Origin of the sequence: Microcoleus sp. CAWBG27 (assembly GCF_020883145.1) — a bacterium.
GTDB lineage: Bacteria > Cyanobacteriota > Cyanobacteriia > Cyanobacteriales > Microcoleaceae > Microcoleus.
Genome location: NZ_JAHREU010000055.1, coordinates 14,732 through 36,038, shown reverse-complemented (window position 1 = coordinate 36,038; position 21,307 = coordinate 14,732). Strand labels below are relative to the sequence as shown.

The 21,307-nt window shown below is 44.0% G+C and carries 15 protein-coding genes; 11 read left to right on the top strand and 4 right to left on the bottom strand.

Translation table 11 applies throughout. The features are described 5' to 3' along the window. Nucleotides 1-43 precede the first annotated feature (43 nt). Nucleotides 44-1,615 (bottom strand): DUF2079 domain-containing protein, encoded by a 1,572-nt coding sequence (locus QZ938_RS24555; protein ID WP_293353878.1) that lies wholly within the window; start codon nt 1,613-1,615, stop codon nt 44-46. A 285-nt stretch (nt 1,616-1,900) separates the two neighbouring features. Between QZ938_RS24555 and dxr the strand changes: the two genes are divergently transcribed. The 3 genes from dxr to QZ938_RS24540 all read left to right on the top strand — a co-directional run bounded on the left by dxr (nt 1,901) and on the right by QZ938_RS24540 (nt 5,094). Then, on the top strand, nt 1,901-3,091 hold the full coding sequence (gene dxr, locus QZ938_RS24550; RefSeq protein ID WP_293157207.1) for a 1-deoxy-D-xylulose-5-phosphate reductoisomerase: 1,191 nt from the start codon (nt 1,901-1,903) through the stop codon (nt 3,089-3,091). A 478-nt stretch (nt 3,092-3,569) separates the two neighbouring features. After that, nucleotides 3,570-4,661 (top strand): RNA-guided endonuclease TnpB family protein, encoded by a 1,092-nt coding sequence (locus QZ938_RS24545; RefSeq protein ID WP_293157204.1) that lies wholly within the window; start codon nt 3,570-3,572, stop codon nt 4,659-4,661. A 91-nt stretch (nt 4,662-4,752) separates the two neighbouring features. Further along, nucleotides 4,753-5,094 (top strand): Uma2 family endonuclease, encoded by a 342-nt coding sequence (locus QZ938_RS24540; protein WP_293353870.1) that lies wholly within the window; start codon nt 4,753-4,755, stop codon nt 5,092-5,094. Between the two features lie 12 nt (nt 5,095-5,106). Here the strand turns inward: QZ938_RS24540 and QZ938_RS24535 are convergent, their stop codons facing one another. Continuing rightward, nucleotides 5,107-5,619, bottom strand: coding sequence for a phosphoribosyltransferase (locus tag QZ938_RS24535; RefSeq protein WP_293331715.1), 513 nt, complete (start codon nt 5,617-5,619; stop codon nt 5,107-5,109). 54 nt (nt 5,620-5,673) lie between these two features. Here QZ938_RS24535 and QZ938_RS24530 point away from each other — a divergent pair, with 54 nt between their 5' ends. After that, a complete protein-coding gene (locus QZ938_RS24530; protein WP_293353868.1) occupies nt 5,674-6,423 on the top strand; it encodes a pentapeptide repeat-containing protein in 750 nt (249 codons plus the stop codon). A 288-nt stretch (nt 6,424-6,711) separates the two neighbouring features. Here QZ938_RS24530 and QZ938_RS24525 read toward each other — a convergent pair whose 3' ends face one another. Next, nucleotides 6,712-6,912 (bottom strand): hypothetical protein, encoded by a 201-nt coding sequence (locus tag QZ938_RS24525; RefSeq protein ID WP_293122028.1) that lies wholly within the window; start codon nt 6,910-6,912, stop codon nt 6,712-6,714. A gap of 755 nt (nt 6,913-7,667) precedes the next feature. Beyond that, nucleotides 7,668-7,865 (bottom strand): hypothetical protein, encoded by a 198-nt coding sequence (locus QZ938_RS24520; RefSeq protein ID WP_293153792.1) that lies wholly within the window; start codon nt 7,863-7,865, stop codon nt 7,668-7,670. A 1,442-nt stretch (nt 7,866-9,307) separates the two neighbouring features. Between QZ938_RS24520 and QZ938_RS24515 the strand changes: the two genes are divergently transcribed. The 7 genes from QZ938_RS24515 (at nt 9,308) to QZ938_RS24485 (ending at nt 21,076) form a co-directional block, all read left to right on the top strand. After that, complete coding sequence (locus QZ938_RS24515) at nt 9,308-9,496, top strand: hypothetical protein (protein WP_293353866.1); 189 nt, start codon at nt 9,308-9,310, stop codon at nt 9,494-9,496. Between the two features lie 533 nt (nt 9,497-10,029). Further along, nucleotides 10,030-10,275, top strand: coding sequence for a hypothetical protein (locus QZ938_RS24510; protein WP_293353864.1), 246 nt, complete (start codon nt 10,030-10,032; stop codon nt 10,273-10,275). Nucleotides 10,276-10,979: 704 nt separating this feature from the next. After that, nucleotides 10,980-11,165, top strand: a complete 186-nt coding sequence (locus tag QZ938_RS24505) for a hypothetical protein (RefSeq protein ID WP_293153783.1) — start codon at nt 10,980-10,982, stop codon at nt 11,163-11,165. 92 nt (nt 11,166-11,257) lie between these two features. Further along, nucleotides 11,258-12,115 carry a calcium-binding protein gene (locus QZ938_RS24500; RefSeq protein WP_293153780.1) on the top strand — a complete coding sequence of 286 codons (858 nt, stop codon included), beginning with the start codon at nt 11,258-11,260 and terminating at the stop codon, nt 12,113-12,115. Between the two features lie 398 nt (nt 12,116-12,513). Beyond that, on the top strand, nt 12,514-15,420 hold the full coding sequence (locus QZ938_RS24495; protein WP_293353862.1) for a tetratricopeptide repeat protein: 2,907 nt from the start codon (nt 12,514-12,516) through the stop codon (nt 15,418-15,420). 24 nt (nt 15,421-15,444) lie between these two features. After that, nucleotides 15,445-19,182: a tetratricopeptide repeat protein gene (locus tag QZ938_RS24490; protein WP_293353860.1), complete on the top strand. Its 3,738-nt coding sequence runs from the start codon at nt 15,445-15,447 to the stop codon at nt 19,180-19,182. Continuing rightward, entirely contained in the window at nt 19,175-21,076 is a 1,902-nt protein-coding gene (locus QZ938_RS24485) for a tetratricopeptide repeat protein (RefSeq protein ID WP_293353858.1), read from the top strand. The genes QZ938_RS24490 and QZ938_RS24485 overlap by 8 nt, the downstream gene beginning before the upstream one ends. Nucleotides 21,077-21,307: the final 231 nt, after the last annotated feature.

Below are 21,307 nucleotides of genomic sequence, written 5' to 3'. Positions count from 1 at the left end.
CTGGATGGGATTTTGGGGATTGTAAGGTTAGCATTTTCTTGGTTTAATCGGCGATGCGTTTAAATAGTAGAACTTGGTTTTTTTGATAAGTTAATTGAAAAGTGCGATCGTTTTTAAGTTGATTTGCTAAGGTGTTACCAATTTTTTCAGTATCTGGCCACGGATGGCGCAGGTTTAATAATATGTATTTAAATTCAGCTAGATTTGTTTGAGGTGAAATTTGTGAAAGTAATTTGACTGTGGGGCGATGGGCAAAGTGAGGAGCCAGTCTATTATCTGTTAAAATACTTTTTTGGGGTTGAACTTGGGCGACTGCTTCGCGCGTGGGTTGCCAGGTATCTAGTCTGTTTGCGTACAGAATAAAGTCTTTAGATTCTCCCAGGAATAGGAAAATTATTAATGACCAAATTACCATGGCTTTGGGTAATTGCATTCCGAGCCACAGTTGCGGAATTGGGATTTTTTTTAAGGGTAAATTAGCTGTTTTTGGTAATTGAATATCTCCTGGATTGAGCGATGTAGCTTGACTTACGTTTTTGATTGCTGCTGCTTTGGCAATAATTGCTAAGATTAAAAATGGAACAATTGGCACTGAATATTGATAAGCTAAACTGCGTTGAAATGGTAAATCCGAAAGAATATTGATAATTAATGTAGGGATGGCTGGAATTAGGGCTGTGAAATATTTGAGGTTAATTTTGCGGGAGAATGGCAGCAACAGCCAAATCACGGGTAAGGTGAGGACAAATAAGTATTTGAATGTGTCGAAGGAAAGAATTTTTCCTAATACTAGCTGTGGTTTTAATATGAGGTTGATGATGATTTCTAGGACTGATTTGCCTAAATAGCTGTAACGCCCGACTCCGGCGACTTCGCTACCGCTAAAGTAGGGGATGATTTTTTGGGAAGCTATCACAAACCATGCTACACCGAGTAAAAGCGCGATCGCCCCAAACCGTTGTTTTTTCTCGCACACAAACAGCCATAAGCCAATGGCAGCAACGGTTATAGACAAAACTGCCTTGCAACTCAACACGAGCAGAATTGCCGCACAAAACCACACCAGTTTATTTAAGCGCGCTGCTAAAATTGCTGCTAACAGTGCGGGTAAAGCGATTACTTCCGGGTGAAAATCAAATAAGTTGATGTTGAATACCACCGGATACAGCAAATAAATTAGGGCGATCGCGCGAGACTGTTCTTGATTTAAACCCGCCAAACGCGCTAAACTCAAGCTAGGCCAAGCTCCCAGCGATAAAGCAACTGCCTGTACCAAAAACAGCCAATGCACATCCGGGTAAATTTTGTACAGCAAAGCCAGCGGATAATAGATTACCGCTGCGTGATCTCCCAAAATATGAATACCCATCAAGGAAGAAAACGGCGTTTGGTTTTGACTCAGCAAGTAAATTGCTTGGTCAAAAATGCCCAAATCGAAGGCTGTGGATTGGAATAAAGCGTGTCGCAAAGTGCTACAGGCAAAGAAAATTGTAGCAGCAATGGCGATCGCCCACACCAAACTCGACGGTAAGCGCGATCGACCTTCTTCTATATTTTCCCCGATTCCAACGCCGATATCCTCATTGGAATCAGCAAAATTTTTCCCATTTTCCATGAAATCTGGCACTAACTGACTGCTCAAAATATGATTCCCTCAAATATGCTTGCCACGCCATAATTCAATACGGTTCACTTAAAACTATTTATGCGCCGGAGATCCCCCTAAATCCCCCTTAAGAAGGGGGACTTTGAGAGCATTCTTGTCCCACCCCCTACTCCCCTTTTTTAAGGGGGGTGCCAGGGTGATCTGTCTTAATTGAACCGTATTGCGCCATAGTTAACCGCTAATTTGAGTCCGGTAATCGTAATATTAGAATAATCCACAAAACCTTAAAAAATTGTGAAAGCAATAACTCTTCTCGGCTCCACAGGCTCCATCGGCACTCAGACTCTGGATATTGTAGCTCAATACCCGGAACAATTTCGGATTGTCGGGTTAACCGCCGGACGAAATGTAACGTTACTGTCACAACAAATTCGCCAGTTTAAACCGGAAATTGTCGCGATTTGCGACGAAGATAAATTAGAGGAATTGCAAAGGGCGATCGCAGATCTCGACCCTCAACCTATTTTACTTGCTGGCGAGTCAGGCGTTGTCGAAGTTGCCAAATATGGCGATGCTGAAGCCGTCGTCACCGGCATAGTTGGCTGTGCCGGTTTGCTGCCAACAATTGCCGCCATCAAAGCAGGCAAAGATATCGCCTTAGCCAATAAAGAAACATTAATCGCCGGCGGCCCCGTTGTCAACCCCCTGATCGAAAAATACGGGGTTAAAGTATTGCCGGCAGACTCAGAACATTCAGCAATTTTTCAATGCCTCCAAGGCATACCGGCGGGAGGTTTGCGCCGAATTATTCTCACAGCTTCGGGCGGTTCTTTTCGAGATTTGCCGATCGACAAATTAGCACAAGTAACAGTCGCCGATGCCTTAAAACATCCCAATTGGTCGATGGGGCAGAAAATCACCATTGATTCTGCTACTTTGATGAATAAAGGATTGGAAGTAATTGAGGCTCATTACCTGTTCGGGATGGATTATGATGACATTGATATTGTCATCCATCCCCAGAGTATCATTCACTCGTTAATTGAGCTACAAGATACATCCGTTTTGGCACAATTGGGCTGGCCGGATATGCGTTTGCCCCTACTTTACGCTTTGTCTTGGCCGGAGCGAATTCAGACAGATTGGCCGCAGCTAGATTTGGTAAAATCCGGTGATTTAACTTTCCGAGAACCCGATCACGAAAAGTATCCCTGTATGCAGTTAGCCTATGCGGCGGGACGTGCGGGCGGTTCGATGCCGGCGGTACTGAATGCGGCAAACGAACAGGCGGTAGCGCTATTTTTGGAGGAAAAGATTACATTTTTGGATATTCCGAAGTTGATTGAGAAGGTGTGCGACAAACATCAAGCGGATAACTGTGAAACTCCGGCTTTGGATGATATTCTGGCGGCGGACAAGTGGGCGCGGCAGGAAGTTTTGGCTGGAAGTGTCGAATTGGGCGATCGCATTCTTTCGGTTCGCTAATTCTTAGGTTCGTAGTGAGGACTTTAGTCCGCATAAAAACCAGAGGACTAAAGTCAACCATGGAGCATCTCAGTTTTGCATTTATAGTGCGAGCTTAAGAGCTCGCGATTTGTAGAATACGCGAGCTCTTAAGCTCGCACTAGAATCAAAAAATGCTTTTAACAAAACTGATGCTCCCGTCGCGGTGTAGAACCAGACGATTGTTTCTACATTCAGCACGAAGCTGCGATCAGAGTCGGACTTAAGTGGCAAATAGTTTGCTAAACTTATCCATAGTTAACTACCGAGAAGGAGTTTCATGTGGAAAGTAGCGGAATTTACAAAATTATCAGGACTAAGCTATTTTGCATTTAAACTGGGATTTTCGAGCCCCAGAACCACAAACCGTACATGGAATGCTCACTCGATTTAAATGCCAAACAGCCTCTCGGGTTCTACCTGATAGCTTGAAAAAAGTTTAATTTGTGTTTTGGAACTTATGTTTGCCGTCAAGCGAGCGCTCAAATTAAATAACAAGGAAGCGACTTGGATGTCAAAACACGCAGGATTCAGGCGCGTGGTATTTAACATGGGCTTGAGCTTACGGACTCAAATGTACGGTGAGGGGAAGTTTTCGGACTCAAAGATAATTAACGAACTCAAGAAAGTCCTAACCAACCACGTGAAGAAACAGCCAGAATTTGCTTGGATGAACCAGTTATCCAGTAGAGTGTACCAAAACGCTTTAATTGACTTAAAAGAGGCGTTTAGTCGGTATCGCTTGGGGAAAGCCCGTCATCCAAGATTTGCCAGTCGTCGGGACGGTCAATCATTTACGGTTGATTCGTCTAATGGAAAAGTTCTCCTAAATGCTGGTAGTACCATTAAGATCCCTACTTTGGGAACATTCCGACTGTATGAACCCTTAGAATGCGGATTCGTCACTCAAACCTTTACCATTTCAAAAGAAGGAAATATCTGGTTTGTTTCCTTCAGTGTTGATGCAGAGCGCTTGCCTATTCAACAGAGAAAAAGTTCTGTAGGAATCGATTTGGGAATTAAGTCTTTTGTCACCCTGTCAAACGCCAGAGTGTTTGATGCACCAAAACCACTGAAGCAAGTGAAAACCAAGCTTGCACAGTTGCAACGCAAAGCTCATCGGCAAGTAAAATGTTCTAAAAACCAACGTAAAACTTACGATAAAATTGGCAAGCTGCACGGACGAATAGCCTGGATTCGTAAAGACTTTCTTCACAAGTTGACGACTTACTTAACTCAGACTTTTGAGCAAATTAAGATTGAAGACTTGAATGTCAGTGGCATGATGGCAAATCATAAGTTAGCTGGTGCAATAGCGGACTTGGGATTTTACGAATTCAGGCGACAGTTAGAGTATAAGTGCCAAATGTATGGAGCCAACTTGGTACTGGTGGATCGATGGTTCCCCAGCTCCAAACTTTGCTCAAATTGCGGGCATAAAAAAGATATGCCATTAAGCGTTCGGACTTACGATTGTCCTGTTTGTGACCTGTCGGTAGACCGCGATTTAAATGCCAGTTTAAATATTTTAAATTGGGAACCCTCGGCTTGAGGGGGATAGCCTACTTACCTTGGGATGGCCGACCACCCAACAGCGTAGGAAGTGAACTCTAAATTGTAGCTAAAGATGGCTTTAGTTAGGTTTGGATAAGTTTTACGAAGCAGGTAAAGATAGAATAGATTTAACACTAGATCCGCCTCCCGATTTGGCGATCGAGATTGACAACTCCTCACAAACCAGTTTAAACAGCTATCAAGCTTTGAAAGTGCCGGAACTTTGGAGATATGACGGGCGAACCCTGAAAATCTATCTGCTTCAAGACGGAAAATATACTGAGTCCGATACTAGCCAAAATTTCCCCGACTTTCCCATTATTGATGTCATTCCCCAATTTGTCGATCGCGCTAACACCCAAAGAAGAAGCCCAACAATCAGAGCATTTCGAGCTTGGGTAAAAGAGCAACTTCAAATCAAAGACTCCTAGCGGCGGGTTTCACTAATTTTTGACTGGCGCCGCCAAATCAGTCGCACTCATCTTTTCGTACATTTCAAAAGGTTGGTGAATCCAAGGATTATCCGGCAAATAATCTACATAATAATCCGGTTTCGCCGCAGAACAAGCCTTGTACCAAAGCACAGCAGTCCGAATTTCCTGAATATCCTCGCCGTAACGACTCTTCAGCCAAACAATAGCTTGCTCTAAACTAATTCCCGAATCCACCAAATCGTCAACTAGCAGAATCTGGCTGCCCAAATTATCGCCCACCATTGTCAAATCCCGCGCAAACTCGATCGCCCGCCGGACTTTTCCCTCCGCCCCACCATAGGACGAGGCCGCTAAAATCGCCAGAGGTTTGTCGAAAATCCGCGACAGAGTATCGCCGACGCGCAGCCCTCCCCTCGCCAAACAGACAATGCGATCGAATTTCCATTGAGATTCATTAATTTTTACTGCCAAATCCTCAATTTTTCGATGGTACTCAGACCAAGAAACGTAAAGGTCACTCATGCCTAATATTATTGAAATATCAAAGATATTATTCAATATTTTGGGGAAAAAGACATGAATGCAGAGGAACTTCTCAGACGGTATGCAGCCGGAGAACGGGTTTTTCGTACAGTTGATCTGGCTGGGATCGATATGTCAAGGACAAATTTGCGCGATATAGACCTGACAGGAGCTAGTTTAACAGGTGTAAGTGCGATCGGCATAACGCTCTACAGAGCCAATCTGTATCAAGCAGATATCAGCAAAGCTGACTTCTCCCAAGCCAACCTCATGTCGGCTAATTTCGGCGAATGCGAGGCGATGGGAGCGAATTTGAGCGGAGCTATCTTGCGGAGTGCCGTGCTCAGCGGGGCAGATTTTACGGGGGCGAGTCTCAGGGGTGCAGACATCAGAGATGCGAACCTTCAACGGGCAATTTTAATTCAAGTTTATGCAGTTAACGCTAACTTGCAAGGTGCCAATTTGACAGAAGTAAAACTTTGCGGAATCAACCTGACTCAAGCAAATTTAACTGACGCCAACTTAACACAAGCCGATCTCAGCCATGCTAACCTCACTCAAGCAAATTTGAGTTGGGCTAATTTGACAGAAGCAAATCTCCAAAAAGCTAATTTGAAGGGAGCAGATTTGAGCGGAGCTAATCTGACTTGTGCAAATCTGCATCTAGCAGATTTGAGTGGAGTTTCTCTTAAGGGAGCAAATTTCAGGGGAGCAAACTTGCATCAAGCTTCTTTGCGCGGGACAAATTGGAAGGAGGCGAATCTGAGAGAGGCTATGATGCCTGACGGCACAATTTCTGAGTAAATAAGCTGGCAACACAGAATTTAAAACCGCAGGGTGCTGGTGTCGCACCCTACATTTAGCTTAATTCCAGATTTTATTGAGGGGATTTAATTAAAGCTTCAGGTTTCCTCGCCCAAAAACGGATACAGCTATCCGAGATTCGCCTAGTGAAGAGTCAAAAATTTTAGATTAAAGTTCAATCTCCAGATTCATCTGTTGATAAAATTTCTTATCTAAAATGTAAATTCTCAAATCTAAAAATGATTGACAGTGCATTGAAAGAAAAGTGACAAAATTTTGGGCAACAGTTTAATCTACAACTTTAAGCCAGCCCCGGCGAACCGCGTGGAGCAAGCGGTTGATGGCTGTTTGATCTTCTTCGGTAAGACAGTCATTTAATAGCGCTGTCTTGAGCTGTTGTCGGTGAGTGGGAGTCAGCAGACCGGAGTGATATACCTGAAACACTAGCTCTGCGATCGTAAATTGAGGTAAAAACGTTTGGGTCATCATTGGTTTTTTTTTGAAATCACTTTTGATAGTATTGACTGATTTTCCCAATATTTATGTGATTCAAATACGCCAGTAAATGTGATCGATTCTGTCTTGATTGGTGATTTGTGTCAATCGGACTTGGGGAGCGGATGTTTCCTCGATCGAGAGAGCATCTCGAAACACAAACCCCGTCCCGATTCCTCCTTTTTAGTAACTCCAAAATCTGTGTTTTTTGTTAAAAGCTGCTGACAAACAAGTTAATATTAATTTAACAAATCACTAAGTATGTCCTTACCAATAAACATAGATGCGTTGAGGGGTGAGAACACTCATTTACTCTTTTGTATATGAGCGATCTTGATGGTGAAGAATACCTACAATATACTATCTTTATTTTTAGGATGACTGCTAAGTAATTACTACTAACTAAATCGACCCATATTAAGCGTAAAACTTTTATGGTGTTGAGAAACCCACTTGGCTTGCATTTACTGGGTATCTTTGTGTAGTTTTTTTTCCGTAGATATACTTAATGAGTCCCCGCTGCTGACTACTGACTACTGTCCGCGTGCAGGGACAGCACTAAGGACTGTTAACCGTTTTGCATCAAAAATCCCGGCATCTTCAAGAAACCGGGTGCGATCGCCACGATCGCAACAAAAAATATTTTTGAGAGGTTAATGGAGAGACCTACTCAGGGAAATCTTACTTGCGGGCAAAGCTTTACACCAGACAGATCGGAACTACCGATCTAAACTTACTGTCTGACGGTACTAATCGGAAATTCTGACCCATCCGCGGCGGATGGCGTGAAGTATACGGTTGACTGCATCTCGATCGTCTTCGTTGAGAGCGCTTTCACAAAGTGCACGCAGTCCGTGACTTTCGGTACGACTCAGATTGCCCGAATGCGTGACTTGATAAAATAGTTCAGCGATCGTGCGATCGGATTTTAAAGTCAGAGTTTGCATGAAATCTCGTTGAACTCTACTATTCTAATATCCAGCATTTGAGAACAGAGTAGGGTGATGGCCGTCGGCTAAGCTCTGTGATCTTTCTGATATGTGCTTGCGATCTAAATCACTAAGTGTACGTGAGTCAAATCACCTAAAAGGAGAGACCTCGATCGCATTGGCTGTGATTGTGGCGGTAGCCTCCAGGTTGGACGAAACCTCAAAAACTCCTGATTGCAAGACTTTGAGTGCGATTGTTGGTGGTTTCGCCGGTGTGCCTCCGACATCCTAGGCTGTGGACTCCCAGACTTGTGAAACTGTTCGTTTTCAACACTCCTCACTCCCGGCCTCCAGTTGCGATCGGCGAGCCGCAGCCTGAGATACAATAAATTATCAATACTTCGACCCAATCTATAGGCAGGCAGGTAAAAGAATGCTCATCATTGGCTACTTTTCGGTTTCCTTAATCGTTTTTGTGGTTTGGTTCATTGTTTTTTGGAACGATACTTCAACATCCAAAAAAGACTTGCTCTCTTGGGTGGCCTTACTACTCGGCCCCCTGGTTTGGCCTATTGTTCTACCCTTATCCCTGTTTCAAATTAGTAGCAGAAAGTCGGTTGAACAAGAAGCTAAATCAGAGCAAAAATTATAGTAAATTGTGGAAGTAACTGACTCAAACATAGTTAGTCAGCTTGCCTGAATCATCATTCCTCGCTCCTCCCATCCAGTAAATCATCTTGTTTTATGACAAAACGTGGCATCTAGAAGGTGGAATCAGATAATAAAAATGCTGAATCCTAAAACAGTATGTTTTTACCCCTATCAAATTCTGCCTTCTGTTTTTTGATGCCTGCTGTTATTTGGTCGGATTGTGATTTAAGGCTGCCACTCAGTCAAAAGTGTGAGACCCCGATTTTGGGACAGCGACCGCAACATTTTTTCAGTCATAAATTATCTGCCACCTCCACCAAGCTCAAACTTAACAGGCAATATAACACGTTCTCTTGCTAGCCAGAGTATAACTTCAGACATATTTTAGCGTTCCGCTTACAACTTAATAATTTTTATTATTTCCGGCTTCTGCTTACCATTAATCGAATTGGCGAAAATTATTGCTGGTTTTTGATAAAAAGCTATATTTTTTACCCTATAAGCTTTTGATGCTAGATATTTGCAGATTGTAGCAGCTTTCCAACAGAAAAATGTAGAGTTCGATATCGCCACAATTCCCAAACTCTTACCACAGTTAGATACACAATTAAAGGCAGAGACTTGAATATGAAATAGCCAACAAAACTATTGCTTGTCTCAAGCAGGACTTGTTTTATGGGAGGAATAACGAGTGAGTTTATAAGGCGAGCGATGGGATTTTGATCTGGTGCTGCATTTTCGGGAACTTCCCCAAAAAAGTGCCGTCACAGTATCAAAATTTACTATTTGCACAAACCCTAGGAGTGAAAATGAACGAAATGTCTGAGAAGCGAATTTATGGAATTCTTAACGCAGTGTCGCTGCTAGTGCTGACCTACTATGCAGCTAGTTCAATCAATTATATTTTCCAAACAGACGCTCACATCTACAGCTACGACAGCCAGAGCTATGTCAATCGGTCACCAGCAGACTTAGAATCACACGGATCGGGTAAATAGTACAGCTTGTCTATGAATGCCAACGATTTTTTCGGGAAATTGCTAATTGTTAATTTATTGCGATCGATCGCGTCCGAATTAGCAATTAGCAATAAATAATTGCTGAAAACTAGAATTTATAAAATTTAATTTTTAAATATAGCTGTATTCAAAGTTACCTAAGACTTAGGCAGCACTGACACTTTTACAAAGGGCTGCTATTGATTTGTTGTGCAAGGCGGTGTTGAGGTGCTTCCCAGGACAAAAAATATCTTATGCACGGGCCATTCCCACAGATAACTTGTGGGGATCGCTGGTTTCTGCGTCTAAAACCTTGCTGCTTAAGGATTTGGAGACCAATCAAGTTTTTTTGTTTTTTGGGCGGAACTAATATTTGAACTCAACAGTCAGGTTGATTGAAGCGTACTAAGAAATGGCACTCTGTTAATTATTACGCAATCCTGACGATCGCAATTTGTGCGATCGAACATTATTTAATTAACCATCGGGCGTGCAAGTTCTATCAAAGAGCCTAGTCCCATTAAAAATGGTACATGACAGCCTATAGCGGCCGGGTCAATCTGGATGGTACAAGCAACGATGTAGTCTATGGTGGCAACGGCAACGACACTCTCTTCGGCGGTAAAGGTTTCGATCTCCTCAACGGCGCTGATTGGGATGATTTCGTCTCCGGAGATAGGGGCAATGACACCGTACTTGGCCGATCGGGTAACGATACTGGTTTGGGCGGTGACGGCAATGATATCGATCGCCAAAATATAAATAATATTAGAGTATAAAAATCTCAAATCATAACTCTGGGGGTTCACCGAAAAACGAGCGGGAAGCCCCTGGCTTTAGACATGGTCCGGAACGTGGCTGCGACTTATTTAGTCGCCTTAAAATGATTGCACAGATTTAATTGAAATGATACACTAATTACAGCGATTAAGAATAACCATCTACGTGTTGAAATAATTTAATAAGGTGAAACTCCTGAGTTGGTTCGTCTCGGCTTGACCGTAGCCTGACCAAACAAGTAACAGTGAATTATTGAGCGTACCTATCTGGCGTTGCGATGGACTCTGAAAGTATAAAAAGCTAAAAGTATACGCAAGGTTTGGACTCGTTCAAGCTGAGTGGGTAGAGGTGCCTTGTTAACGCCTTTGAAAGTCCCTTTGTGGTCTTAATCAAGAATCCCCCCGATTCATCGGTGGGGAGTATCAAGCCGATGGGCTGAATTTCCAGGGAATAACGTGCTGCTCAACAAATTTTATTTTTCGGGAACTCTGGGCGGAACTTAAAAGTCTCGTGATTCAGAGTCTACTGAAAAATCGCAACTCAGTTCAAGCTCGATTGCGGGCGATCGAACTTTCGGGCGATCGGTAGTTGCCAAGGACTGCGGTGCAATTTCTCAATCTTGAGAGCATACTCCCATTAACAAATGGTCTATGTGTATTTCTGGCTACAGTTTAAAAAATAAGTAGCCGCACCCAAGGTACGTATGGTAGACTCACAAACGTTTAAGTGCAATATTTTCGTGCTAGAGGAGGGAGTGATGGAGTCGAGAGTCCAAGGCAGAAAACAACTGATACTTGCTGCTCAACGAATACCAGATTCAACTCGCGGTTCCCGGCTCCCTGCTGACAAATTAAATTACATGACAGCTTATAGCAGCCGGGTCAATTAGGGTCTCAACCGATGTCCGGTTCGATTTATTGAATCCCTTTGGAGGGAAAAGTGTATTGTAGAAAAGTGATTCATCTTTTAGGAGGAGTGTAAATGACACAGGTAACTAATCCAACACAACCAGCAGTTTCTCTACCAGGAGCTGGCGGCTCTAGTGTTGTCGGTCTCGGAACCGCAAACAGATTAAGTGCAGGCAATCTCAACGATATCATCCTGACCTTTGGGGGCGATGATGTCATCGCCGGTAACGGTGGGGACGACATCATTTTTTCCGGTGGCGGCAATGACAGTCTCGGCGGCGGCAGCGGTAACGATGCCCTCGTTTCAGGCAGTGGCAACGATGCTGTCTCTGGTGGTGACGGCGATGATAGAATCTTTGGCGGCAAAGGGAATGACCAGCTCGACGGCGGTGCTGGCAATGACTTGGTTTCTGGAGACCAAGGCAACGATCTCGTACTCGGCGGAACTGGTAACGATACCCTGTTTGGCGGCCAAGGCAGCGATACTGTCAGCGGTGGCGATGGCAACGATACCATCTGGGGCGGTAAAGGCAACGATACTGTCGATGGTGGCGCTGGTAATGACTTCGTATCTGGCGACAGAGGCAGCGATGTCCTGACTGGCGGTGCTGGTAGCGACACGTTCTACTTCGCGAGTGCTGGCGGCGATTTCGGCGTAGACACGATCACTGACTTTACGCCTGCTGAAGATAAGATCAGATTGAAGACGACCGGCGGCGGCGTGTTCGGTGCTTTGGGCAACAGCGTCGATACCAGCGAGTTTGTTGTCGTTTCTGGTTTCAGCGCCAGCAGCCCAGGATCCACCACTAACAAGTTGATCTACGACCCCACAAACGGTGCGTTGTTCTTCAACAGTGGCAACGGAGTGCTACAGGTTGCTCAGTTGCAGACTGGCCTGACTATTACCTCGAACAATTTCGAGGTGTTCTAAAACAACTGGCGGTTGTGGGGCGACACCGGATTTTATCCGGGGCTGTTCTCACAAAAGCCGATCGTTTGAAAGGATTTCAACCTCATTCTGCCAACAGCGGGGTGAGGTTGAAATATTCAAGGGCTCAAGTAAAGCAAGAGTATTTTAAAAAAATCGATCGAGAGCGATCGACCGAATTAATATTTTATTTTGCCTTCTGACATCATGTGCGATCGATTACTATAACAAAAAACTGTTCGTAGTGCGGACTTCAGTCCGCAGCATATTGCGGACTGAAGTCCGCACTACGAACGACCCGATCGCCTAAAATATAGATAGTCTGAAAAGATCAAAGTTTTAAAATCAGAATTTATAAGTTTTCCTGAAGCGGTAAAGCAACCGCAACTGCACCGCAAGCAATGACCACTCAAGAATACATCCGGCAAGCCCAAGTTTATTTGAACCAGGGAAAGTTAAGTGAGGCGATCGATTTTTGCCATCAGGCGATCGAACTACAGCCATTTTCGCCGCTAGCTTACACCACTTTAGGCGAAATCCTCGAAGCGAGCGGAGATCCGACGGCAGCAAGAGATGCTTTTGTGCAAGCTTTGGAGATTTCGCCGACGTTTGTGCTGGCCCATGCTTACTTGGGTCAACTTTACAGCGAGTATTGCTGGCTGGATGAGGCGGCTTTTCACTACGGCAAAGCTCTGGAGTTGAAGCCAGACTGGCCGGAGTTAAATTATAACTTGGGAAATGTTTTTCACAATCAGGGTAATTTGTTGGGGGCGATCGACTGTTACCGCAAGGCGATTGCCCAAAAACCCGATTATTTACTTGCTGTATTCAATCTGGCTGTGGTTTTAAATGAAAATAATCAGCTAGAAGCGGCAATTGATAGCTACCGTCAGGCGATCGCCCTCCAGCCGGATTATGTGGAAGCTTACAGCAATTTGGGCGTGATTTTGCTGAAGGAAGATCGCCCTGCTGAGGCGATCGAGATTTACCAGCGGGCGATCGAGATTAAGCCGGAGTGGGCGACGCCGCACAATAATTTGGGCCAGGTGTTCCACGAAAAAAGTCCCGAAAAGGCGATCGCATATTACCGTCGCGCGATCGAGCTAGAGCCGGAGATGGTTTTGGCTCACTACAATCTAGGGAAAGCTTGGCAATTGCAGGGGGAACATTTGGCGGCGGTTGCTTGTTTCGATCGGGTAATCGAACTCAATCCCCAACATATTTCCGGCTATACAGACGCCGGATTTTCTTTGATGTTTTTGGGCAAAATTGCCGAAGCCATGCCTTATTTCAAGCAGGCGGTAGCTCTCAAGCCAGAATTTGTTGAGGCTTACTGTCGTTTGGGAGAAACGAGGCAAGTTGCTGCTGTAGAGGATGATGAGTTGTCAAGGGCGATCGCTGCGTGCGATCGATTTCTGAAAGCGCTAACTGGAAGTAAGAAGGAAGAAGGAAGAGGGCAGAAGGAAGAAGGAAGAGGGCAGAAGGAAGAAGGAAGAGGGCAGAAGGAAGAAGGAAGAGGGAAGTCGGAAGAAGGAAGATTAATTACCGATGCCCTATTACCAATGCCCGATGCCCAATGCCCAATGCCCAATGCCCTATTACCAATGCCCAATGCCCAATGCCCGATGCCCAATGCCCAATTCCCAATTGCTGAAATTAGCGATTATTTAGCAGAAATTTACCTGCATTTGGGGAATGCTTTAACAGAGTACGGCGGATATGAATCAGCCGCTGCTTATTATCAAAAAGCTTTGCAAATTCAGCGCAAAAATGCAGAGCTTTACTGGCGGCTGGGAAATTGCTTGGCCCAGCAGCACCGATTCGGCGCGGCAATTGTCGTTTACCGCATGGCTTTGAAAATTCAACCAGCTTTACCTCATGTTTATTTTGAGTTAGCGAAACTGCTGGAGAAACAGGGACATTGGGAACGGGCGATCGATTATTACGAACAGGTTTTAGAGTTGCAATCGCACGGGTACGGACAGCCAAAACAGTGGGACAGACAGAGTTTTATAGCGTCCGAAGACAATTTTTCAGAACGTCCGCACGGTATTTATTTATCGAGTTGGGATTGGCTGGTTAATGCTAAATTGGATGCTGGCAATTATGTGGAAATTGTTTGGAAATCTGCAACAGAAGCTAGGGCGGAAAATATTCCGACTTCTAAATTTTCTGTTAATTCGCAGTTGACAAATTCCGATTGTGCCGGTTTAACTTGCGGGCTGTGTTTGCACAGAATTTCTAAGTGGTTCGATCCGGTGCATTTGGGTTGGGGAGTTTGCCGTTTGTCTAACTCGCAACCGATACCTGTGGAAACCCCAAAAACTTTTGTGGCACAGATTCCCAACGGGCGAGTTTGGATTGTGCCGCAGCAAAATTATTGGCTGATTTGCAAAGCGATTGCTGTCATTACTCCTGACAATTATTTGCTGGCTGATGTGTCGAGAGATTATCCGGGTTTGTTACCGGGATGCGAGAAGCACGATATCAGAAAACACAGCGTTTTTAAGTTAGAATCCTTTCCACCTTTAAAGCAGATAGACGGCAGCGTGGCGGTGCTTTCTGGTTTATCAGGAAATGTCTATTTTCACTGGATGGTGGACGTTTTGCCGAGGATAGAATTGCTGCGGCGCAGCGGTAGGGATTTGGCGGAAATTGATTGGTTTTTGGTGAACAGTTGTCAGCATGAATTTCAGCGGGAAAGTCTCCGGATTCTGGGAATTCCCGAGGAAAAGGTCTTGGAGAGCGATCGCATTCCTCACCTGCAAGCAACAGAGTTAATTGTACCTTCTTTTGCGGGATTTTTGGGCTGGCCGTCCGGATGGGCGATCGATTTTTTGAGGCGGGAGTTTCTCAAGGGAATTATACCTGGTTCAAGTTATCCAAAGCGCATTTACATCAGTCGCAGCAAAGCCAGATATCGCAGAGTTTTGAACGAGGAAGATGTGGTTGAGGTTTTGGCACAATCGGGCTTTGTTTCTATTTTACCTGAGTCGATGTCTTTGGGAGAGCAAATTGCTCATTTTTACCATGCTGAGGTGATAGTTGCTGCCCACGGAAGCGGGTTGACAAATACGATTTTTAGTAAATCTGGAACTAAAGTAATTGAGTTGGTGTCGCCTCATTATATCAGTCATTATTACTGGGGAATCAGTCAATATTTGCAGTTGGAACATTACTTTTTAGCTGGTGAGGCTTTTGAATGTTATCCTATTAGACAGTTAATGTATCAAAATTCGCTGACTGAGGATATTTTAGTGAACTTGAGTTCGCTAAAAAGGATGGTTGAAATAGTTGGTTTGGGTTAGCTGGCGTCTGGAGTAAGTTTATTTATGCCCTCGATTGAGAAGATGGAAAAAGCAGCGGTTGATTTGAATCGGCAAGCAGAAGTTTATTTGGTTGAAGGAAGGTTGAATGAGGCAGTTGCTGCTTGCGAGTCAGCGCTGAAAATTGAACCGAATTTGGCGGTGGCTTGTCAGACTCTTGGGAAGGTAATGCAGGTTCAAGGTGAAGTCGAGCAGGCTAAACAGTGGTATGAAGCGGCACTGGATCGCAATCCGAATTTGCCGGAAGTTTATGCTAATCTAGGCAGTTTGTATTCTCAAGGAAAACAGTGGCAAAAGGCGATCGCCAGTTGTGAAAAAGCGATCGCCCTAGCACCGAATTTTGCCGCGGCTTATCGGCTGTTGGCGAAAATTTGGATGCAGTTGGATCGGCGAGCAGATGCGGCAGACTGTTGGTATCAAGCTTTCAAGATCGAGCCAAATTGGGCAACGGCTGAGGAATACGTCACTCTGGGAAATAGTTTAGTTGAATTGGGAAAGCTCGATCGCGCTACTGAGTGTTATTCGCAGGCAATTGAACTAGACCCGCAACTGGCAACAGCTTATCACAATTTGGGCGAAATGCTGGTCGCACAGAAACGGTGGGATGAGGCGATCGCCAATTACCAACAAGCAATTGCCATCAATCCCGATTCTTTTGAATCTTACCACAGCTTGGGTCAAACTTTGGCGGAGCGAGGAGAAGGCGATCGGGCGATCGATTGTTACCGTAAAAGCCTCGAAATCAATCCCAATTACGCTCGCTCTTATATGGGTTTGGGAAATCTTTTCGCACAAAGACGCGAATTTGATGAGGCTATTCAATGTTACCGTCAGGTGCTGGAAATCAATCATGATTCCTATTGGGCGCACAATTATTTAGGGGAATCTTTTGCTCACAAACAAATGTGGCAAGAAGCTATTAGTTGCTACCGCAAAGCCCTCGAACTCAAACCAGATATTCTGGTGTTTTATTCTAATTTAGGATTTGCCTTAATTCGGGAAAACTTATTGGAAGAAGCTGTTGCCACTTACCGCAGCCAAATAGAGATAGATCCGACTAATTCTAAGCCTTACAGCGATTTGGGAAATCTTTTACCGCGATTAGGACAAGTGGAAGAAGCGATGGTTTTCCACCAAAAAGCCGCTGAATTGAGAGGTTGGCCTGAGTGTGCGGCCAAAAATTATCAATTTACCCAAGATTGGTTTACTCACAATATTCACATTTGGAAACTGCATTTGCAGCATTTAGCGGGAATCGCGGATTTTCAAGTGGTAGAAATTGGCAGCTTGCAAGGAATGTCTGCTTGCTGGTTGTTGGATAATATTTTAACTCATCCGACAGCAAATATTACTTGTATTGACTTGTATTTCCAAGAACAATTTCATGGCAATATTCCTAAAACTGGCTCGGGCGACAAAGTAATTCCCTTACAAGGTTATTCTCAGAAAGTTTTAGTAACCTTGGATTCAGAATCTTACGATATTGCTTACATTGACGGTTGTCACAAAGCCACCAGTGCTCTGCAAGATGCGATTTTATCTTGGAGGGTGGTGAAAGTTGGGGGATTGATGATTTTTGACGATTATGAGTTTACCTATCCCGACAACCCGGAGCAAAATACTAAAATCGGCATCGATCTTTTTCTGGAAATGTTTGGGAGTCAGTTAGAAGTAGTCCACAAAGGCTATCAACTGATTGTTAAAAAAATCGGGAATCAAAGTTTGGGCGAAGAGCAAGCAGTTTTGTGTCAAGGTTGGGAAAAGTTGGGGCATATTGCAGCAGATGGCGGTTATCTGGATGAGGCGATCGCCTGCTATCAAACTGCGATCGCAATTAAGTCGGGCAATTATCTAACTTACCACAAGTTGGGTAAATGCCTGCAAGACAAGCAGTTGTGGGAAGAAGCTGCGATCGCTTACCAACAGGCGATCGCGCTAAATCCTAATTTTAGTTGGGCTTACCACTTTTTGGGAGAAACGTTGCAGGAACTCGATCGATATGGCGAAGCCGCTGCTGCTTACCGCAAAGCTATTGAGTTAAATCCCGATTTTTGCTGGAATTACAGCGGTTTAGGCGATATGTTGGTGCAGCTTTCTGAGTGGGAGGAAGCTGCGACGGCCTACCGCAAATTTATTGCACTAAATGCTGATTTTTATTGGTCTTACGAAAGGTTGGGTAAGGCTTTAATTGAACTAGAAAATTGGGAAGATGCGGCAGCAGCTTACCGCAAAGCTGTTGAATTAAATCCCGATGCTTGGCTGTACAATAGTTTGGCGGAAGTCCTGGAAAAACAAGAAAATTGGCCGGAAGCAGCGGTTGCTCTTGGGCGTGCTGTTGAGCTAGAACCCGAGCACAGTTGGCTGTACAAGAAGCTGGGCGATGCGCTGCGGGAGCAAGGGGAACTCGAAAGGGCGATCGCAATTTACGAGCAAGGCATCAATCTAGATCCCAAATCCTGTTGGTGTTACGAAGGATTGGGTTTGAGTTTAATGGCACAACAGCAGTGGGATAGGGCAATATCTAATTTTGTTCAAACCCTGCAAATCAAACCAGATTTGTTTGGAGTTTACTATCATCTAACATATGCTTTAGAACAAAAAGGAGAAGTGAATGAAGCCGACCTCCTCAAACTTGGCTATAATTTTTTGCCGTTAAGTTTTCTCAAAAAATACTGTGGATTTACAGATGATTTGGTGATAGCAGCAGAGTCAGATCCGAGGATTACTTGCACAGACATCTATCCTGCCAGTGAAATCAATTTATCTGACTCCAAAACAATCCACACCAACAGCAAATGCTGGAAAGATGAAAAATTTAATATCAAAAAATCTTTTGTTGCTACCATACCAAAAGGACGAGCTTGGGCAGATATTGCTACTACCGCCGCCATTACTTCAGACAATAAACTTGTTCCCGATATTTCAACGGGTTGTCCTGAATTAGTCATAACTTCCGACAAATTGCCTCTCCCCGAACACGTCGAGGGAAATGTAGCTTTTTTATCTGCTCGCTGGGGAGGCGCAGCTTATTTTCATTGGATGTTTGATGTGGTTACACGGTTCGAGCTTTTGCAGCGCTGCGGATTGATAGACACTATTGATAAGTTTGTTGTTAATGCTTGGGATTTGGCTTATGAAAAAGAAACTTTAAATACTTTAGGAATTCCACTAGATAAAATTTTAGAAAGTCGCTACCTGCCTCACTTTACAGCGGATAAATTAATAGTTCCTTCAATTTGTGATGGTGCTTCGGGAACCTCTAAATGGAAATGCGAATATCTAAAACGAATATTTTTAAATCAAGATAATTCCCAAAATACAAAATATTCAAAACGAATTTATATCAGTCGAAATCGAGCATCCTATCGGCGAATAGTCAATGACGAAGAGGTTGTCGCCTATCTAGAAAAAATTGGGTTTCGTACAGTTAAGTTAGAAATGATGTCGGTAGCGGAACAAGCAGCCTGTTTGGCTGCGGCTGAGGTAGTTGTCGCCCCTCACGGAGGTGGATTGACTAATTTAGTTTTTTGCAGCCCAGGAACTAAAGTAATTGAGATTTTTTCTCCGATTTATGTGCCAACTTGCTTTTGGACTATTAGTAATTTGTGTGAGTTGGAACATTACTATTTAATTGCTGAATTGTTTGATGACCAAACTCATAAATATTCGGGACATAAAGATATGCGGGTGGATGTGAACTTGCTAGAGAAGTTAATGAATATTGCAGGAGTTGTGCATGAATAGTCACGATTACCACAAGTTGGGCAATTCCCTGCAAGAAAGCGGTGAGTTTAATGATGCTGTTACTGCTTACGGCAAAGCTGTTGAGTTAAATCCAGATTTTTCGTGGTCTCATCACAGTTTGGGCGATGTTTTGTTAAAACTCGAATACTGGGAGGATGCTGTAGCGGCCTACAAAAAAGCTGTTGAGTTAAATCCAGATTTTTCGTGGTCTTATCACAATTTGGGTGATGCTTTACTGAAACTAGAACGCTGGGAGGATGCTGTCGCTGCTTACCGCTGCGAGATTGCACTCAACTCAGATTTTCCTTGGTCTTTTTACAATTTAGCCGAGGCTTTAACTAAACTCAAACAGTGGGATGATGCTATTGTCGCCTATTTAAAAGCTATTCATATTGACGGAGATTTGCCGGGAATTTACGAGAAGTTTGGATATGCTCTCGGACAAACAATGTCTGACTCAAAGTCATTATTAGAACAATTTCAATTGCAAGTTACACCGGAAAATTTGGAGTTTTATTTACAGTTAGGAAAGAAGTTAGCACAGCGCGATCGCCCAAAAAGCGCAACAATTATTTACCAAATTATTTTGACAATTATCCCAGATTGTGCTGTATCGCCAGCAGACTTGGAGCGGTTGTTGCAGGAACAGCAAAAGTGCGTTACCGAAGCCCTCGAGTGCGATCGCACTTTAGCCTCAGCCCGCGCCACAGTCGCCCAAAAACCTGATGATTGCTGGTCTTATTATAATTTAGGTGCGGTTTTGAGCCAGCAAAAATATGGGGAGGAAGCGGCGGCGGCATTTTTGCAAGCAATGGCAATAAATCCCGATCTTCCTTGGTGGTTTTATTACAATTTGTGGGAAGTTTTGATTGAGCAAAACAAGCTGGATCGAGTTGAAAACTTTTGCCGAGAAGTTGTTGATGCTCAACCGGAGGCTTTTTGGCCTTATTTGAATTTGGGAGAAGTTTTGACGAGACAAGGCAAAATTTCTGAGGCGATTAGTTGTTATCAAACTGTCAGTTACAAACAAAGTTTTGCATCTATTCTTAGTAAGAGAACAGGCAAGATGTCTGTTGCACAAAATATGGAGACAGGCAAGACGCCTGTGGCAGAAAATATGGAGACAGGCAAGATGCCTGTGCCACAAAATTGGAACTTAAAGCCAGTCAAATTTCCTAATTTTATAATTATTGGTTCTCAGCGGTGCGGCACGACTTCTCTGTACACTTATTTAGCTGAACACCCGCAAATTTTGAGTCCGATTAAAAAGGAGATGGATTTTTTCTCCTGGCACTTTCACAGAGGGATTGATTGGTATTGGGCCCATTTTCCCCCAATGCCACAGGGAGGGGAATTTATAACGGGTGAGGCAAGTCCGAGCTATTTTGATTTTCGGGAAGCGCCGGAACGTCTCTACAGCGCGTGTCCAGAGTCGAAGCTGATTGTGCTGTTGCGAAATCCGGTCGATCGCGCGATTTCTCATTTTTACCGATTAAAGGGCTTAAACTGGGAAGGGCGATCGCTCGATCGGGCAATTAGCGACGAAATCGAACGGCTGAATCAAAATCCAGAATACATCATCGGTGAGGAGCCTGGGAATTATTTAGCTCGCGGTAGGTATATAGAATTTATTAAAAATTGGCTGGCTTTCTTTCCCCAAGAACAGTTATTAATTTTGAAAAGCGAAGATTTGTATGCAGGTGCGGCGACAACTGTCAATCATGTTTTAGCCTTTTTGGAGTTGCCGGAATATCAATTATCTGAATACCAAAATGCTAATCCTGGTTCTTATCAGCGGGTAAATGAGTCAGTCCGCGAACTGTTGAGCGATTATTTTAAACCTTACAATCAGGAATTAGAAGAGTTTTTGGGTAGAAAGTTTGATTGGGAATAAGATAAAACGGTTCTCATAAAGATGAGGTATGTTGTTGGGCTTCAGCCCTCTTAGTTTGATTTGTAGTAGGGTGCGTCAGCCACTTCTGGCTCTTCACCAGAAAATTCGGCTTCTCGCTGACGCACCCTACAATATCTACTCGCACGGCATTAAAAGCAAAACACAGATGCACCCTTCTCTTCAGTTTGCGTCCGGCTGATATCCTTTAACAAGACGCGGTTTCAACCGCCG

Coding starts and splice junctions, on each gene's coding strand:
- QZ938_RS24555 (WP_293353878.1), bottom strand. CDS start 1,615: ATGGAAAATGGGAAAAATTTTGCTGATTCCAATGAGGATATCGGCGTT.
- QZ938_RS24545 (WP_293157204.1), top strand. CDS start 3,570: ATGTTTGCCGTCAAGCGAGCGCTCAAATTAAATAACAAGGAAGCGACT.
- QZ938_RS24535 (WP_293331715.1), bottom strand. CDS start 5,619: ATGAGTGACCTTTACGTTTCTTGGTCTGAGTACCATCGAAAAATTGAG.
- QZ938_RS24530 (WP_293353868.1), top strand. CDS start 5,674: ATGAATGCAGAGGAACTTCTCAGACGGTATGCAGCCGGAGAACGGGTT.
- QZ938_RS24525 (WP_293122028.1), bottom strand. CDS start 6,912: ATGATGACCCAAACGTTTTTACCTCAATTTACGATCGCAGAGCTAGTG.
- QZ938_RS24520 (WP_293153792.1), bottom strand. CDS start 7,865: ATGCAAACTCTGACTTTAAAATCCGATCGCACGATCGCTGAACTATTT.
- QZ938_RS24515 (WP_293353866.1), top strand. CDS start 9,308: ATGAACGAAATGTCTGAGAAGCGAATTTATGGAATTCTTAACGCAGTG.
- QZ938_RS24510 (WP_293353864.1), top strand. CDS start 10,030: ATGACAGCCTATAGCGGCCGGGTCAATCTGGATGGTACAAGCAACGAT.
- QZ938_RS24505 (WP_293153783.1), top strand. CDS start 10,980: ATGGTAGACTCACAAACGTTTAAGTGCAATATTTTCGTGCTAGAGGAG.
- QZ938_RS24500 (WP_293153780.1), top strand. CDS start 11,258: ATGACACAGGTAACTAATCCAACACAACCAGCAGTTTCTCTACCAGGA.
- QZ938_RS24495 (WP_293353862.1), top strand. CDS start 12,514: ATGACCACTCAAGAATACATCCGGCAAGCCCAAGTTTATTTGAACCAG.
- QZ938_RS24490 (WP_293353860.1), top strand. CDS start 15,445: ATGCCCTCGATTGAGAAGATGGAAAAAGCAGCGGTTGATTTGAATCGG.
- QZ938_RS24485 (WP_293353858.1), top strand. CDS start 19,175: ATGAATAGTCACGATTACCACAAGTTGGGCAATTCCCTGCAAGAAAGC.